This is a genomic window from Tsukamurella sp. 8F (assembly GCF_029167375.1).
GTDB lineage: Bacteria > Actinomycetota > Actinomycetes > Mycobacteriales > Mycobacteriaceae > Tsukamurella.
Window position 1 is genome coordinate 18,482 of the sequence record NZ_JARFTP010000008.1, and the last position, 13,455, is coordinate 31,936.

A 13,455-nucleotide genomic window follows, 5' to 3' on the forward strand; every position below is an offset into this window, starting at 1 on the left:
CCGGGCCGATGAGGGCACCCTTCGCGGCGTTACCCTTCGGCCTTCCCCGGCTGTTCGGCCGCCTCACTGGTGCTGCGGAGGATGGCGTCGAGGAGGATCCGTACCGAGTCGCGGACGTCCTCGAGTGGCGAGATGTCGCGCGCCGCGCGGGATCGCGCGACCGCACCCTCGACCGCACTCATCAACATCGACGCGAAGACGCCCGCCGCGCCCTCCTCTGCTCCGGAGCGGACCAGTGCTGTCGCCACCTTCTGCTGGCACTCCTCGTATACGGCGGTCGCGGCGCTCTGCACGCGCGGCGCTCCGTCGGCCAGCGCGGCGGCCAACACCGGACAGCCGGTCTGATAGTCGGACGCGACGAGCACGCGCTTCCACAGCTCGATGAAGCGGTCGATCCACGCGTACGGATCCCCTGTGGACGTGGCTGCGTCGATGTATCGCGACAGCCGGCGCCCCGCGAGCCCCGTCGAGGTCTCGATCAGCTCCGCTTTGCCCTCTGGGAAATGCTGATACAGCGAGTTACGGGACGCGCGACTGTGCGCGGTGAGCTCGGCGAGACCGGCATCCGCGTAGCCGTGCTGCGATACCAGGGTCAGCGCGGTGTTCACGAGCCTCTGCTTGGGCCTCCCTCGAGTCGCCATGGCGTGCGCGGCCTCCCTCGTCGCGGCGGGCGCGTCGCATGGGCGACGCGCGAACGGTCTCGATCACCGGTTCTTGTTTGAACCGGTCGGTTCATGTTAAGCATGTACATCTTACTTGAACCGACCGGTCCACACTGCTGAGCCGAGGATGGAGATCCACCCGCCATGACACGAGCCACCGCGATCGCGGCACCGCCCGCGCCGAAGCTGCAGCACACGGCGATTCTGGGCGTCGGCGCGTACCGGCCGCGCCGCGAGGTGCCGAACGCGGAGATCGTGGACGCGATCGACTCGAGCGACGAATGGATCCAGTCCCGGTCGGGTATCAAGTCCCGCCGCTTCGCGGGCGAGGACGAGACCATCCTGATGATGAGCGTCGAGGCCGCCAAGGACGCGCTGCGTGCCGCCGATATGGAGGCGGATCAGATCGACGGTGTCATCATCGCGACCAACACCCGCATGGTGTTCGGGCCGTCGATGGCGCCCCAGGTCGCGCTCGCGCTGGGACGCAACAACATCGCCGCCTTCGACATCACGGCGGGCTGTTCCGGCTTCAGCACGGCGCTCGCCAACGCCGACTCCCTGATCCGCGGCGGCACGCTGCGGAACGTGCTTGTGGTGGGCGTCGAGCGGCTCTCCGATTTCGTCGACAAGCACGACCGGACCTGCGCGTTCATCTTCGCGGACGGCGCGGGTGCCGCGGTGGTCGGTCCGTCCGAGGAGGTCGGGATCGGCGCGGTGTCGTGGGGCGCCGACGGCAACTTCACGAATGCGATCTACCAGGACAAGGACTTCTCGTCGTTCTTCGACGAGGTCGAGGAGGTGCGGGGCGGCGCCGATATCCCCGAGCGCCCGTACATCCGCATGGAGGGCCGCCAGGTGTTCCGCTGGTGCGCGACGTTCCTCCTCGGTGCGTGCCAGGAGGCGCTCACGAAGGCCGGCATGCAGGCGTCGGACATCGAGGTGTTCATCCCCCACCAGGCCAACATCCGCATCACGCAGGTCCTCACCAAGGCGCTCGAGCTGCCCGAGGACGTCGTGATCGCGGAGGACATCGTCACCACGGGCAACACATCCGCCGCTTCGATCCCCCTGGCGATGGAAGAACTCATCCGCAGCGGCAAAGCCAAGCCGGGCCAGCGTGCCCTTGTCATGGCGTTCGGTTCGGGTCTCGCGTACGCCGGCCAGGTCGTCACGCTTCCGCCGGTCTCCGACCAGGACGCCTGACCGCGGTGCAGGACGCCTGCCCCGGGGTGCTACGGCCGCATGCCGCCGCGGACGGCGCCCTGCTGCGGGTCCGGCTCCCGGGCGGGCGGATCGAGCCCGCGCAGCTCGAGGCGCTCGCCGACCTCGCGGGCGACGACGGAGACCTCGAGCTCACGTCGCGCGGGAACATCCAGCTCCGGGCCGTTACGGCTCCCGATGCGCGCGAGCGACTCGAGACGGTCGGGTTGCTGCCCTCGGTGACACACGAGCGGGTCCGCAACATCGTGGCCTCCCCGTTGTCCGGGCGGATCGGCGGCGGCCCGGACGTCCGTCCGCTGGTGCGCGAGTTCGACGAGAGATTATGCGCCACAACCGCACTCGCGGACCTGCCAGGACGTTTCCTGTTCGCCTTCGACGACGGATGCCGCGACGTCGCGGCCCTCGGCGCCGACGTCGAGCTACGCGGCGACGCGCTCTACCTCGACGGTCGCCCGACGAACCTCCGCGGCACCGTCGACGGGATGCTCGCGGCCGCAACGGTGTTCGCCGACGTCCGCGAAGACTCCTGGCGTATCCGGGATATGCCCGGCGGGGCGGACTCACTCGCGCGCGAGCTCGGAGGTGTCGTCGTCGGCGAGCGAGACGTACCCGACCCACCCGCGCCTCCGGTCGGCTGGTTGACGCAGTCCGACGGCCGGGTGACGCTCGGCGCCGGAACGCACCTCGGCCGGTTGGGCGGGCGTACCGCCCGGTTCGTGGCTGCCATCGAACACCCGGTGACGATCACGCCCTGGCGAACGGTGTGCGTCCACGATCTCGACGACGACCCGGCCGAGACCGTCGTGCGCGTCCTGGCGCCCATGGGATTGATCTTCGACGCATCGTCGCCCTGGCTGCAGGTCTCCGCGTGCGTCGGCAATCGGGGCTGCGCCCGCGCCGATGCGGACGCCATCGGCGCCGCGGAGGTGCTGGCTGACGGCGGGCCCGGCGGGCGCGTGCACGTCGTGGCTTGTGCCAGGGGTTGCGGCGCACCCCCGGGTCCACACGATCTGGTCGTCGTGGGCTCCGAATAGAGTGGCCGCGTGCACGAGTACCTGACCGACGGCGCCGAGATATACCGGCGATCCTTCGCCATGATCCGCGCGGAGTCGGATCTCTCGAGGTTTCCCGGTAGCACCGAGAACGTCGCGGTCCGGATGATCCACGCGTCGGGCCAGACCGATCTCGCCGCCGACATCGAGATCTCCGCAGGCGCGGTGGGAGCCGGCCGCTCCGCTCTGGCCGCGGGCGCGCCGATCCTGTGCGACGTGCGAATGGTCGAGCACGGGGTGACGCGTAGCCGCCTGCCCGCCGACAACGACGTGCGGTGCCTGCTGGGCGATCCCCGCGTCACGGAACTCGCGGCCCGATCCGGCACCACGCGAACGGCCGCCGCGGTCGAGCTGTGGGGCGATGCCCTCGACGGCGCGGTGGTGGCCATCGCCAACGCTCCCACCGCGCTGTTCCATCTGCTCGATCTACTCGCCGCCGGCGCCCCCAGGCCCGCGGTGATCGTCGGTGCACCCGTGGGGTTCGTCGGCGCCGCCGAGTCCAAGGATGCGCTGCGCCGTGATGCGGTTCGACTGGGTATCGAGTACGTGACGGTGCGCGGGCGTCGTGGGGGCAGCGCCATCTGCGCGGCCGCACTCAACGCCCTCGCACAGGAGGAGGAGCTGTGACCGGCGTGCTGTGGGGCGTGGGTGTGGGCCCCGGCGATCCCGAACTCGTGACGGTGAAGGCCGCACGGCTCATCAGCGAAGCCGATGTGGTCGCGTATCACTGTGCGCGGCATGGCCGTTCGAACGCCCGCGCCGCGGCCGAGCCCTACCTGCGGAGCGGCGTCGACGAGTTGCGGCTGATGTATCCCGTGACGGTCGAGGCCACGGACCACCCTCGCGGCTATCGCGGAGCGCTCGACGACTTCTACGCGGCCGCAGCGTCTTCCATCGCGGAGCACCTCGAGGCGGGACGCGACGTCGCGCTACTGGCCGAGGGCGACCCGATGTTCTACAGCTCGTACATGCACATGCACAAACGGTTGCGTACGAGGTTCGAGTGCGTGGTCGTACCGGGCGTCACGTCGATCAGCGCCGCCGCGGCCGCGACCGGCGTGCCCCTCGTAGAGGCCGACGAGGTGCTCACCGTGCTCCCGGGCACCCTGCCCGAGGGTGAACTGCGCCGTCGTCTAGCCGAGACGGACGCGGCTGCGGTCATGAAGCTGGGGCGGACGTTCGGAACCGTCGACGCGGCCCTCGCGGCGTCAGGCCGGCGCGAGGGCGCCTGGTATGTGGAGCGAGCGTCGCGCCCGGACGAGCGGGTGGCGCGCGTAACGGACGTCGACGGGAACGTCCCGTACTTCTCGACCGTGCTCGTGCCGGGCAGGATCAACGCGCCGGAGAGTCTCTCCGGCGAAGGCGAGGTCGTGGTGCTGGGCCTCGGCCCGGGAGATCCCGGTTGGACGACCGGCGAGGTCCGTCGCGAGCTCGCCCTGGCCACGGACATCGTCGGCTACCAGACCTACACCGACCGGGTGCATCCGCGGCCGGGTCAGCGCGTGCACGCCTCGGACAACCGCGTGGAGTCCGAGCGGGCCAGGCACGCATTGGAGCTCGCGGCCGGCGGGGGGCGCGTGGCGGTGGTCAGCTCCGGCGATCCCGGCGTGTTCGCAATGGCATCGGCCGTCGCCGAGGTAGCAGTCGCGGACGAGTTCGCGGGCGTCCGCGTGCGAGTGCTGCCCGGTATGACCGCGGCACAGGCCGTGGCCAGCCGGGTCGGTGCCCCTCTGGGACACGACTTCGCCGTGATCTCGCTGTCCGACCAGCTCAAGCCGTGGGACGTGATCGAGGCCAGGCTGCGCGCGGCCGCCGGGGCCGATCTCGCTCTGGCCCTGTACAACCCGGCGTCCAAGACCCGAAGGTGGCAGGTGGAGAAGGCGCGCGAGGCATTGCTGTCGGTGCGCGCCGCCGAGACCCCCGTCGTCGTGGGGCGCGCCGTCGGGTCAGATGTCGAAGAGGTGACCGTGACGACGCTCGGACAGCTTGATCCGGATACCGTCGACATGCGCTGCCTGCTGATCGTGGGGTCGTCCCGGACTCTGGTCACCGAGCGCCCGGGCGGCCGCATCGTCCATACTCCCCGCCGGTACTGAGCTCCGCGATCGGAGAACGCCGCGAGCGGCTGGATGGACCGGGCCGCTACCCGAGCACTTCGGTCGAGGTGAGCGATCCCGCCGTCGTGAGCGCGAGATTCGCGAGCGACGCGGCGTGGGCCGCGGGGTCGGCCGCGGCAACGCAGTCCTCCACGACGTGGACCGTGTATCCGAGATCCGTCGCGTGCCGGGCGGTCTGCTCGACCGTGAGGTCGGTCGCCACACCGGTCAGGTAGAGGGTGTCGATGCCGCGTCCGCGCAGCCACTCGTCGGCGCTGTTTCCCGCCAGCCCCGACAGCTTCTGGTTGTCGAACACCTCGTTCGGCTGGTTCGTCATCCCGGCGATGAGCGCCGTGCCGGCCGAGTCCGGCCGGAACGACTCCTGTGCGTCGGCGACCGCGCACATGAACCCGGTATTGCGTACCAACTCCCCCTCGCCCTCGGGAATCGTGAACCTGGTGAACGCCAAGGGTGTTCCGACGGCAGCCGCAGCGTCATGGAACCGGATCGCACGCGCCACGACCCCACTCTCGGCCACCGGGACGGCGAGCAGGGGCCCGAAGAATCCGTCGGGCTCGATCACGTTCACCTGCCAGTGCAGGGCCAGGACTGCGGAGCGCCGTGCATCGATCGTCATCCGTCGATAATGCCCTGCGCAGGCTCACACGACGTGACCCTGCAGTTCCAGGGAGCGCCAGGGGATCACGGGATTGGTGTGGTGGCCCGGATCTATGCCGATGAGTCGCCCGCCGTCGAGAGTGATGATCTCGTGTTTGGACGCGTGGTCCGAGGTGATCCGGTGCGCGATGGCGGGCGGTAGTCCCACCGGGTCGATCCAGTCGTTCACTGTGGAGTGGCCGTATACCTGACTGAACGGGAGACGGCCGGCCAGCCAGCCGGGGACCAGTTCCGTGAGCGACTGCGCCCAGAGCGGCCCGGCGGCCGGGTCGTGCCGGCCCAGCATGACACCGGGGCGGAACAGCCGGTCGTCGTGGAGCACCAGCATCTCGTTGAGTGCTGCGGCCGCCTCCTCCGCTGTCTCGGGCGCTCGGAGGGCGACTCGCCAGAACGCCTCGGTCACGCCCGCGTGGGTCACCAGTAGGTGCTCGCTGTCGGTGACGATCGCGACTCCGGCGCGGGCGGAGCGGTGGTGCACCCAGCGCCGGAGAGTGGCCGCCGAGCGGCGTCTGAGCCTCTGTGGCCAGCGGAACACGGGGGCGTGCAGGTACTGCGCCTCGTGGTTGCCGATCAGCTGCACCCATTGCGTGGGTTGGTTGCGTAGGTAGTGGTCCACAAGCGCGATCACCGCATCGGAGTCCGGTCCGCGATGTACCAGATCACCGACCTGAACCACCGTCAGGTCGTCCGGCAGGACGTCATCGCGCGCGCCGAGACGTTTCAGCTCGACCTGCAGCTCCGTCAGATGCCCGGCCACGTCGCCCATGACGGCGACCCGGCTCACCGCTCTCCTCCGGCAGTCCGCCCGACGCCGATCGGCTCGCTGAGCCCGCGCCCGGAGAGATGCCCGCCGCCCCAGCTCCCGCTGCTGTAGGCATCCAGTTCGACGCGGTACTCGCCCGCCGGGAGCGATGCGGGGACGGCGAACCGAGCCGGCGAGCCGTCCGCGACGCCGAGGTAGGTCCGCCGGCCGTCCTGGGCGATCAGGAAGACTCGCGCGTGCGCGAACTCGGCGCTCGCGCCGGGACGGCTCGCGGCCCACTCGACGGCGATGCGCGCACCGTCGAGCACCAACCGCGCGTCCACGTGGACGACGGCCGGTATGGCGCTCGACGGGCGTTGTCGCATGACGCCAGAGCGTAGTCCCTATGACGCGGCGAGTGCGGTGAGCCAACGGACGATCGGTGTCTCGAGATCGGACCTGCTCGCACGCGTTCCCGGCTCGGGCGCGTGGAGCGAGCGCGTCCCGTAGAGCCGGTCGAACAGGAGTCCCTCGAGGAGGCTTAGGAGATCTGCCGCCGCGCGCTCCGGGGCTGAAGCGCCCAGTCCCTCTAGGAGTCCCGTCGCGGACGGTAGCGAGAACAGGCAGGTCGCGAGTGCGGCGTGCAGGGCGGGGTCCGATACGGCGTCGGGCGCGAGTGCATACCGTGCGAGCGCGTCCCTGCGGCGCGAGCCCGCCAGCAGATCCAGTTGGGTAGCGATGTGTTGCGCGGCTCCGTCGACGGTGAGCGGCCCGGCCGCGACCGCGAGTCCCTCTTCGTTCGCTGCGCGCGATGCCCGCGCAAGGTGCTCGATCGCCGCAGCCAGGAGCTCTGAGCGAGTCCGGTAGTAGTAGGACGTGGACCCGGCGGACAGGCGCAGTCGGGTGTCGACAGCACGGTGCGTCACCGCTCGGTTGCCCCCTGTCGCAGCAAGATCCAGTACTGCGTCGCAGATCTCTTCCCGCCGTGACATATCTCGCATCGTCGGCCTCCCGCCTCATGGTTCCTCTATAACTGTAGAGGACTCTACGAACGTAGAGGCACAGACCCGAAGGAGCACCCATGGTCACCGAACCGATCCGTCACGTCTCGGATACCGCGCGGTGGGTCGCCGCGCTCCGGGCGGAGGAGACGGCGCGGCCCGACGCCCTTTTCCGCGACCCGCTCGCGCACCGCCTGGCCGGGGTGCGCGGCGCCGACATCGCTCGACGCGGTCGCGCGCAGCAGGCGGCCGGCGACGACGCGTTCTTCGTCGTCACGCGTACCGCGCTTCTCGACAACGCGGTGGCGGCCGCACTGCGTGGCGGCTGTGACGCTGTGGTGAACCTCGGCGCCGGGCTCGACACCAGGCCATACCGGCTGGACCTGCCGCGGCATCTGGACTGGTACGAGGCGGACGACGCCGGGCTGCTGGAGGGGAAGGCGCGGCTGCTCGACGACGAGATCCCACGATGTCGGCTGTACCGCCGGGCCCTGGACGTGACGGACGAGAGTGCCGTGCGCGCGCTCCTGGACGAGCTCAGTGGCCGGCGCATCGCGGTCCTCACCGAGGGCCTGCTGATGTATCTCGACCCCGATGCCGTCGACCGGCTGACACTGCTCCTGCACCGGTCGGACGTTGCCACGTGGTCGTTCGATCTCAGCACAGCGGGCGTGGCCTCCGTCGTTCGCGAACGCAATGCCGGGCTGCTCAAAGCGTCACCGTGGCGGTTCCTGCCCGCGACCGGCGTGGCCTTCTTCGAGCAGCGCGGATGGCAGGTCGACGATGTCTACTCGATCTTCGTCGAGGCGGTGCGGCTGGGGCGCCTAGACGGGCCTGGTGTGCGCGAGGCGGCGGCCGGCCCACAGCCCGACCCCCGGGCGCCGGGCGACGTCCCCTACAGCGCCGTCGTATCAGTCAGCCCAGTGCACGCAGCCATGTGAAAGCCTCGGCCGCGGTGGCGACCGAGCGGACACCGTCGGGGCGCGGAGGGCGGTCCACCATGACCACATCGACCCCCAGCTCGCGGGCCGCGGTGAGCTTCGCGGAGACCAGGTCGCCGCCGCTGTTCTTGGTCACCAGGACATCGATCCTATTGCGGCTCAGCAGGTCTGTTTCCCCGTCGAGCGTATAGGGGCCTCTGTCCAGCAGCAGGGCGTGGCGGCGAGGCATCCCCTTGGACGGTGGATCGACCACCCGGATCACGAACCACCAGGCGTTCAGGTGAGCGAACTCGTGCACGTCCTGCCGCCCCGTCGTGAGGAGGGCGCGACCGGCTGTCCGGGCGTCGAGTTCGGCCGCCGCAGCTGCGACCGAGGGAACCCGCTCCCAGGTATCCGCGGGGTCGGGCTGCCACGGCGGGCGCACCACCGCCACGACCGGGACGTCGCACGCTCCGGCCGCCTCGGCCACGTTGCGGGAGATCGTCGCCGCGAAAGGGTGGGTGGCGTCGACCAGTGCGCGTATCCCCTCGCTCCGCACGTAGTCTGCGAGCCCGTCCGCTCCGCCGAAGCCGCCGATGCGTGAACGCCCAGGGGGCAGGCGCGGATTGGTGACGCGACCCGCCAGGGAGCTTTCGACCTCGTACCCCGGCTCGGCATCGAGCAGCCCGGCGAGTTCGCGTCCCTCGGCCGTCCCGCCCAGAACGAGTACCTTGATCGACTCGGGGCGGGTCAATGCGTCGCCCCCCGTGTACGGGCCGCCGAGTAGAGGTAGCTGTCGGGGAACTGTTCTGCGTCGAGTACCCTGCCGACGAAGATCACGGCCGTCCTCGTGATGCCCTCCGCCGCAAGCTGTTCCGGAAGGTCGCCGAGTCGGCAGCGGACCACCCGCTCGTCCGGGCGTGACGCGAATGCCACGACGGCGACCGGGCAGTCCACGCCGTAATGCGGGGCCAGGTCGTTCGTGAGGGCTTCCGCGCGGTGCGCGGCGAGATGCAAGGCGAGCGTCACGCCTGTGCGCGCCAGTGACGCGAGGTCCTCCCCCGGCGGCATGTCCGTCGACAGCGTGGATACGCGAGTGATCAGTAGAGACTGGCCCACCTCCGGCACCGTCAGCTCGCGTCCCAGCGACGCGGCCGCGGCCGCGAAAGCGGGCACTCCGGGGACGACCTCGTACGGGACACCCAGAGCGTCCAGTCGCCGCGCCTGCTCGGCGAACGCCGAGTAGAGCGACACGTCGCCCGAGTGCAGCCGTGCCACGTCCAGCCCTGACAGATGGGCGACCTCGATGCGGGAGATGATGTCCTCCAGCGGCATCCGCGCCGTGTCGATCAGCTCGGCTCCGTCCGGGCAGCGCTCCAGCATCTCCCCCGGCACCAGTGAACCCGCGTACAGGCACACCGCGCACCGGGCGAGGGTGTCGGCGCCGCGCAGAGTCAACAGATCCGGTGCACCCGGGCCTGCTCCGATGAAGTAGACGGTCACCGGGTGACCGCCCACTGCACCAGGGGCCGTCTCGGTGACCATGCGTTCGCTGCACCGAGGGGCGTGAGATCCGATGCCACATACTGGCGCAGCGTGCCGCCGTACCGCCTGTGCAGTTCGATCGCCAGAGCCTGATTCTCGACCGTGACGACGTTTGCGACGAGCCTGCCCCCCACCGGTAATGCGCCCAGGCAGGTCTCGGCGACCTCGTTCGTCAGCCCGCCCCCGACGAATATCGCCCCGGGGTCCGGGAGGCCTGCGAGGGCTTCCGGTGCCCGGCCGACGACCACCGTCGCGCGCACGCCGGCCGCCGCGGCGTTGCGAACGACCCGCTCGGCGCGGTCCGCGCGGGCCTCGACGGCGATGAGCTCTGCTCCGTGCACCGCCGCGGACGCGATACCGACCGAACCCGAACCGGCGCCGATATCCCAGATCCGCTGTCCCGGAACGGGTTCGAGCGCCGCCACCGTGAGTGCCCGGACATCGGGTTTAGTGATCTGGCCGTCGTGCTCTAGTTCGAAGGGCTGTGGCGTCGCGGGTTCCACGGCCACGACGTTCAGATCGTCGACGGCGGTGTCGCCGCGACCGATCCGCTCGTCGTCGGCGCCGAGTCGCTCGAGCACGGTCACATCGGCCGCGACACGAGCCTCGTCGAGCAGCGAGCGCACGTCGGCAGGTGTGGCGCCGGACTCGCTGAGTACCAACACCTTCTGTCCCATGCGGACGTGGCGAACCAGTGGCGCGGCGTCGCGCGCGACGGCGGAGACGATCGCGACGTCCTGCACCGCCCATCCGAGCCGGGCGCAGGCGAGCGACACGGAGGAGACATGCGGTAGCACCTTCAGTTCGAGGTCGGGGCGCCGCCGCGCGAGTGTGGCGCCGATTCCGTGCAGCATGGGGTCGCCGCTCGCGAGGACGTGGACGCCGTCGGGCAGGGCGTCGACCGCAGGCAGGAGAGGCGTCGGCCAGGGTCTGCGCGCGGCGCGCACGTCGTCGGTCAGGAGGGCCAGCTGCCGAGGCCCGCCATGGACGATGCGGGCGCGCTGCAACTCTCGCTGAGCGGTACCCGCCAGGCCCGGCCAGCCGTCGGCACCTATACCGACGACCGTCACCGTCATCGGGGCATCCTGCGCCAGAGGGGGTGGGGCAACACGCGCATGACCGCGGCGGCGCCCCGCAGGGTGCCCGGAATCCACACGACGCGTCGGCGACGGCCCAGCGCGGCCACGGTCGCGTCGGCCACCTGCTGCGGTGTAGACGACATCGGCGCGGGCTTGACGCCGGACTCCATGAGCTCCTTGGTCATCTGCCCGATCACGAATCCTGGCCGAGCCAGAAGTACCTGGACGCCGGTGCCCCCGAGCGCGTCCGCGAAACCCTGCACGAACCCGTCGAGGCCGGCCTTCGCGCTGCCGTAGACGTAGTTGGCGCGACGGACACGCACGCCGGCGATCGACGAGAACGCGATGATCGCCCCGCGGCTCCCCCGCTCGAGGGCCTGGCCTTTGAGCATCACCGCGAGTTCGGTGAGCACGGAGACCTGCGCGACGTAGTCGGTATGCGCGATCTGCACGGCGTGTGCGGCGTCCGCCTCGGCGCGGGCCTGGTCCCCGAGGATTCCGAAGGCCACGACGGCGACGCCTATCCGGCCGTGCCGCTCCGCGATCGATCTCAGCATCGGACCATGCGAGGCGGTGTCGTCGGCGTCGAACTCGACCGCCTCCACGGCGCTGGCACCGTCGGCGAGGAGTGCCTCGCGCTGGGCCGTGAGATCGTTGGAGCGGCGGGCCGCCAGCACGACGGTGCGTTGGACGCAGATCCGCCGCGCGACCTCGACGCCGATCTCGCTGCGGCCGCCGAGCACGAGGATGACGCCTTCCGGCGTCGGCTGTTCGGGCACCGTCCCACCCTAGCCATCCTCCGTGCGGTTAGGGTGCGGGCGTGCCTACCGATAGAGCCGGGCTCGGCGCGGCCGCCGCCGAGTTCGTGACCGAGCGCCACGTCGCCAGCCTCGTGACGTTGCGCGGTGACGGGACTCCGCACAGCGTCGCGATCGCCTTCACCTACGACCCGGATGCCGGGTCGGTGCGAGTGATCACCGATGGCGGCAGCGTCAAGGCACGAAACGTCCGGCGCCGTGGCTACGCAGCCGTGACGCAGGTCGACGGCGCCCGCTGGATCACTCTCGAGGGCACGGCCCGGGTACTCGATGACCCCGAGACCGTCCGGGACGCGGAGCGCCGGCACGCCGTCCGCTATCGGACCCCGCGCGAGAACCCGACCCGCGTCGTCATCGAACTCACCGTGACCCGGGTGTTGCAGTCCCGCGCCCTCCGCGCTTCTTGATCGCTACCGGGCGTGACAGCGCTCTTATCGGCACGGGGCGTCGTCGTCCGACGTCGGGCCGGCGGCTGTCGATCGGCTAGAGGTGCGCCCTACGCAGTCTGAGTCCTGAGAAGGCGCCCGGCAGCGTGACGGGCAGCATGCGCCGCGTCCGGACCGCCGACGATGCCGGCGGTGACTATCGCCCCCTCGGCAAGCAGATAGATCGCCTCGGCAACGGCCGGATCGCTCGAGTCGACGAGCGCCACGATCTGATCGTGGAAGGCACGCTTATGGCTGCGGACCTCTTCGAGTACGGCCGGCGACGTCGATCCGAGCTCCCCATGGACGTTGACCCAGACGCACCCGCGGAAGTCGGGCGCCTGGAAGAGGTCTGCGAGCCAATCGAAGACCGCGAGGACGCGGGCGGTGCCGTCACCCGCTCGGCTCGTGGACGCGGCCAGATCCGCCCGCCATCGCCGGTCCCTGCGACGAAGCACTGCGACGACGATGTCCTCCTTCGTGGGGAACATCGAGTACATCCGCTTCAGCGGGATGCCGGACTCGGCTCGAAGACGGTCCATCCCGACGGCTCGAACGCCCCGCGTGTAGATCAGCGACTCGGCTGTGTCCAGCAGATGCTCGCGGTCGGACGCCTGTCGGTCGGTACTGAGCCGGGTGGGCATGACTGGCGCTCCTGTTGACTCTGAGAACGTGTGTTCTCTAGCGTAGTCGACAACTGGGGAACGGCCGTTCTCCATTCACGATCGGAATGCCTGTGACCGAATTGCGCTCCCCGCTGCCACCTTTCACGCCGGAAACCGCCGCGGAGAAGGTTCAACTCGCCGAAGACGCATGGAACACCCGCGATCCCGAGCACGTGTCCCGTGCGTACACGCCCGACTCGATCTGGCGCAATCGTGACGTCTTCGTTCGCGGACGTTCCGAGATCGTCGAGTTCCTGACCGCGAAGTGGGAGCGCGAGCTGGATTATGCGTTGCGAAAGAGCCTCTGGGGATTTCGTGGAAACCGCATGGCGGTCCGATTCCAGTACGAGTGGCACGATCGGGACGGGCAGTGGTGGCGGAGTTACGGGAACGAACTATGGGAGTTCGACGACGCGGGCCTGATGTCCCGGAGGGAGGCCAGCATCAATGACCTGGCCATCGCCGAGCACGAACGTCGGATCCGGGGCCCCCGTCCCGTCGACGAACGTGGCGTCGTGATCCCGATCGAATGAGCGGCGCAGCTGCGC

Annotated in this window: 17 protein-coding genes; 7 read left to right on the top strand and 10 right to left on the bottom strand. The window is 70.2% G+C overall.

Translation table 11 applies throughout. The annotated features are described in order from the left end of the window. Positions 1–29: 29 nt before the first annotated feature. Entirely contained in the window at positions 30–608 is a 579-nt protein-coding gene (locus tag P0W64_RS08335) for a TetR/AcrR family transcriptional regulator (protein ID WP_275479621.1), read from the bottom strand. A 198-nt stretch (positions 609–806) separates the two neighbouring features. Here P0W64_RS08335 and P0W64_RS08340 point away from each other — a divergent pair, with 198 nt between their 5' ends. From P0W64_RS08340 to P0W64_RS08355, 4 genes are read left to right on the top strand one after another with little or no spacing between them, the layout of a single operon-like run. After that, on the top strand, positions 807–1,868 hold the full coding sequence (locus P0W64_RS08340; RefSeq protein WP_275479622.1) for a beta-ketoacyl-ACP synthase III: 1,062 nt from the start codon (positions 807–809) through the stop codon (positions 1,866–1,868). Positions 1,869–1,873: 5 nt separating this feature from the next. Further along, positions 1,874–2,920, top strand: coding sequence for a precorrin-3B synthase (locus P0W64_RS08345; protein ID WP_275479623.1), 1,047 nt, complete (start codon positions 1,874–1,876; stop codon positions 2,918–2,920). Positions 2,921–2,929: 9 nt separating this feature from the next. Further along, the gene (locus P0W64_RS08350; RefSeq protein ID WP_275479624.1) at positions 2,930–3,565 is read left to right on the top strand and encodes a precorrin-8X methylmutase; all 636 of its coding nucleotides are present in this window, start codon (positions 2,930–2,932) and stop codon (positions 3,563–3,565) included. Next, positions 3,562–5,034: a precorrin-2 C(20)-methyltransferase gene (locus tag P0W64_RS08355; RefSeq protein ID WP_275479625.1), complete on the top strand. Its 1,473-nt coding sequence runs from the start codon at positions 3,562–3,564 to the stop codon at positions 5,032–5,034. Before P0W64_RS08350 ends, P0W64_RS08355 begins: the two co-directional genes overlap by 4 nt. Before the next feature lie 46 nt (positions 5,035–5,080). Here P0W64_RS08355 and P0W64_RS08360 read toward each other — a convergent pair whose 3' ends face one another. From P0W64_RS08360 to P0W64_RS08375, 4 genes are read right to left on the bottom strand one after another with little or no spacing between them, the layout of a single operon-like run. Then, positions 5,081–5,671 carry a cysteine hydrolase gene (locus tag P0W64_RS08360; RefSeq protein WP_275479626.1) on the bottom strand — a complete coding sequence of 197 codons (591 nt, stop codon included), beginning with the start codon at positions 5,669–5,671 and terminating at the stop codon, positions 5,081–5,083. A gap of 24 nt (positions 5,672–5,695) precedes the next feature. Continuing rightward, positions 5,696–6,496: a metallophosphoesterase gene (locus P0W64_RS08365; RefSeq protein ID WP_275479627.1), complete on the bottom strand. Its 801-nt coding sequence runs from the start codon at positions 6,494–6,496 to the stop codon at positions 5,696–5,698. Continuing rightward, positions 6,493–6,840, bottom strand: coding sequence for a hypothetical protein (locus P0W64_RS08370; RefSeq protein WP_275479628.1), 348 nt, complete (start codon positions 6,838–6,840; stop codon positions 6,493–6,495). Before P0W64_RS08370 ends, P0W64_RS08365 begins: the two co-directional genes overlap by 4 nt. Positions 6,841–6,858: 18 nt before the next feature. Continuing rightward, positions 6,859–7,446 (bottom strand): TetR family transcriptional regulator, encoded by a 588-nt coding sequence (locus P0W64_RS08375; RefSeq protein ID WP_275479629.1) that lies wholly within the window; start codon positions 7,444–7,446, stop codon positions 6,859–6,861. Between the two features lie 89 nt (positions 7,447–7,535). Between P0W64_RS08375 and P0W64_RS08380 the strand changes: the two genes are divergently transcribed. Further along, positions 7,536–8,396, top strand: coding sequence for an SAM-dependent methyltransferase (locus tag P0W64_RS08380; RefSeq protein WP_275479630.1), 861 nt, complete (start codon positions 7,536–7,538; stop codon positions 8,394–8,396). Here the strand turns inward: P0W64_RS08380 and P0W64_RS08385 are convergent. Genes P0W64_RS08385 through P0W64_RS08400 form a run of 4 tightly spaced genes read right to left on the bottom strand, consistent with a single transcriptional unit; the run spans position 8,371 to position 11,778 of the window. Next, positions 8,371–9,129, bottom strand: a complete 759-nt coding sequence (locus P0W64_RS08385) for a cobalt-precorrin-6A reductase (protein WP_275479631.1) — start codon at positions 9,127–9,129, stop codon at positions 8,371–8,373. The genes P0W64_RS08380 and P0W64_RS08385 overlap by 26 nt on opposite strands. Next, on the bottom strand, positions 9,126–9,878 hold the full coding sequence (cobM, locus tag P0W64_RS08390; RefSeq protein WP_275479747.1) for a precorrin-4 C(11)-methyltransferase: 753 nt from the start codon (positions 9,876–9,878) through the stop codon (positions 9,126–9,128). The genes P0W64_RS08385 and cobM overlap by 4 nt, the downstream gene beginning before the upstream one ends. After that, a complete protein-coding gene (cbiE, locus tag P0W64_RS08395) occupies positions 9,875–10,996 on the bottom strand; it encodes a precorrin-6y C5,15-methyltransferase (decarboxylating) subunit CbiE (protein WP_275479632.1) in 1,122 nt (373 codons plus the stop codon). Before cbiE ends, cobM begins: the two co-directional genes overlap by 4 nt. After that, positions 10,993–11,778, bottom strand: a complete 786-nt coding sequence (locus tag P0W64_RS08400) for an SDR family NAD(P)-dependent oxidoreductase (RefSeq protein WP_275479633.1) — start codon at positions 11,776–11,778, stop codon at positions 10,993–10,995. The genes cbiE and P0W64_RS08400 overlap by 4 nt, the downstream gene beginning before the upstream one ends. 41 nt (positions 11,779–11,819) lie before the next feature. Here P0W64_RS08400 and P0W64_RS08405 point away from each other — a divergent pair, with 41 nt between their 5' ends. Beyond that, positions 11,820–12,224: a TIGR03618 family F420-dependent PPOX class oxidoreductase gene (locus tag P0W64_RS08405; RefSeq protein ID WP_275479634.1), complete on the top strand. Its 405-nt coding sequence runs from the start codon at positions 11,820–11,822 to the stop codon at positions 12,222–12,224. Positions 12,225–12,313: 89 nt separating this feature from the next. Here P0W64_RS08405 and P0W64_RS08410 read toward each other — a convergent pair whose 3' ends face one another. Beyond that, positions 12,314–12,886 carry a TetR/AcrR family transcriptional regulator gene (locus tag P0W64_RS08410; protein WP_275479635.1) on the bottom strand — a complete coding sequence of 191 codons (573 nt, stop codon included), beginning with the start codon at positions 12,884–12,886 and terminating at the stop codon, positions 12,314–12,316. 92 nt (positions 12,887–12,978) lie between these two features. Here P0W64_RS08410 and P0W64_RS08415 point away from each other — a divergent pair, with 92 nt between their 5' ends. Continuing rightward, positions 12,979–13,440: a nuclear transport factor 2 family protein gene (locus tag P0W64_RS08415; protein ID WP_275479748.1), complete on the top strand. Its 462-nt coding sequence runs from the start codon at positions 12,979–12,981 to the stop codon at positions 13,438–13,440. The last annotated feature ends 15 nt before the right edge of the window (positions 13,441–13,455 follow it).

Excerpts from the sequence above, each read along its gene's own strand:
- P0W64_RS08340 (WP_275479622.1), top strand. The coding sequence starts at position 807 with ATGACACGAGCCACCGCGATCGCGGCACCGCCCGCGCCGAAGCTGCAG.
- P0W64_RS08360 (WP_275479626.1), bottom strand. The coding sequence starts at position 5,671 with ATGACGATCGATGCACGGCGCTCCGCAGTCCTGGCCCTGCACTGGCAG.
- P0W64_RS08370 (WP_275479628.1), bottom strand. The coding sequence starts at position 6,840 with ATGCGACAACGCCCGTCGAGCGCCATACCGGCCGTCGTCCACGTGGAC.
- P0W64_RS08375 (WP_275479629.1), bottom strand. The coding sequence starts at position 7,446 with ATGTCACGGCGGGAAGAGATCTGCGACGCAGTACTGGATCTTGCTGCG.
- P0W64_RS08380 (WP_275479630.1), top strand. The coding sequence starts at position 7,536 with ATGGTCACCGAACCGATCCGTCACGTCTCGGATACCGCGCGGTGGGTC.
- cbiE (WP_275479632.1), bottom strand. The coding sequence starts at position 10,996 with ATGACGGTGACGGTCGTCGGTATAGGTGCCGACGGCTGGCCGGGCCTG.
- P0W64_RS08410 (WP_275479635.1), bottom strand. The coding sequence starts at position 12,886 with ATGCCCACCCGGCTCAGTACCGACCGACAGGCGTCCGACCGCGAGCAT.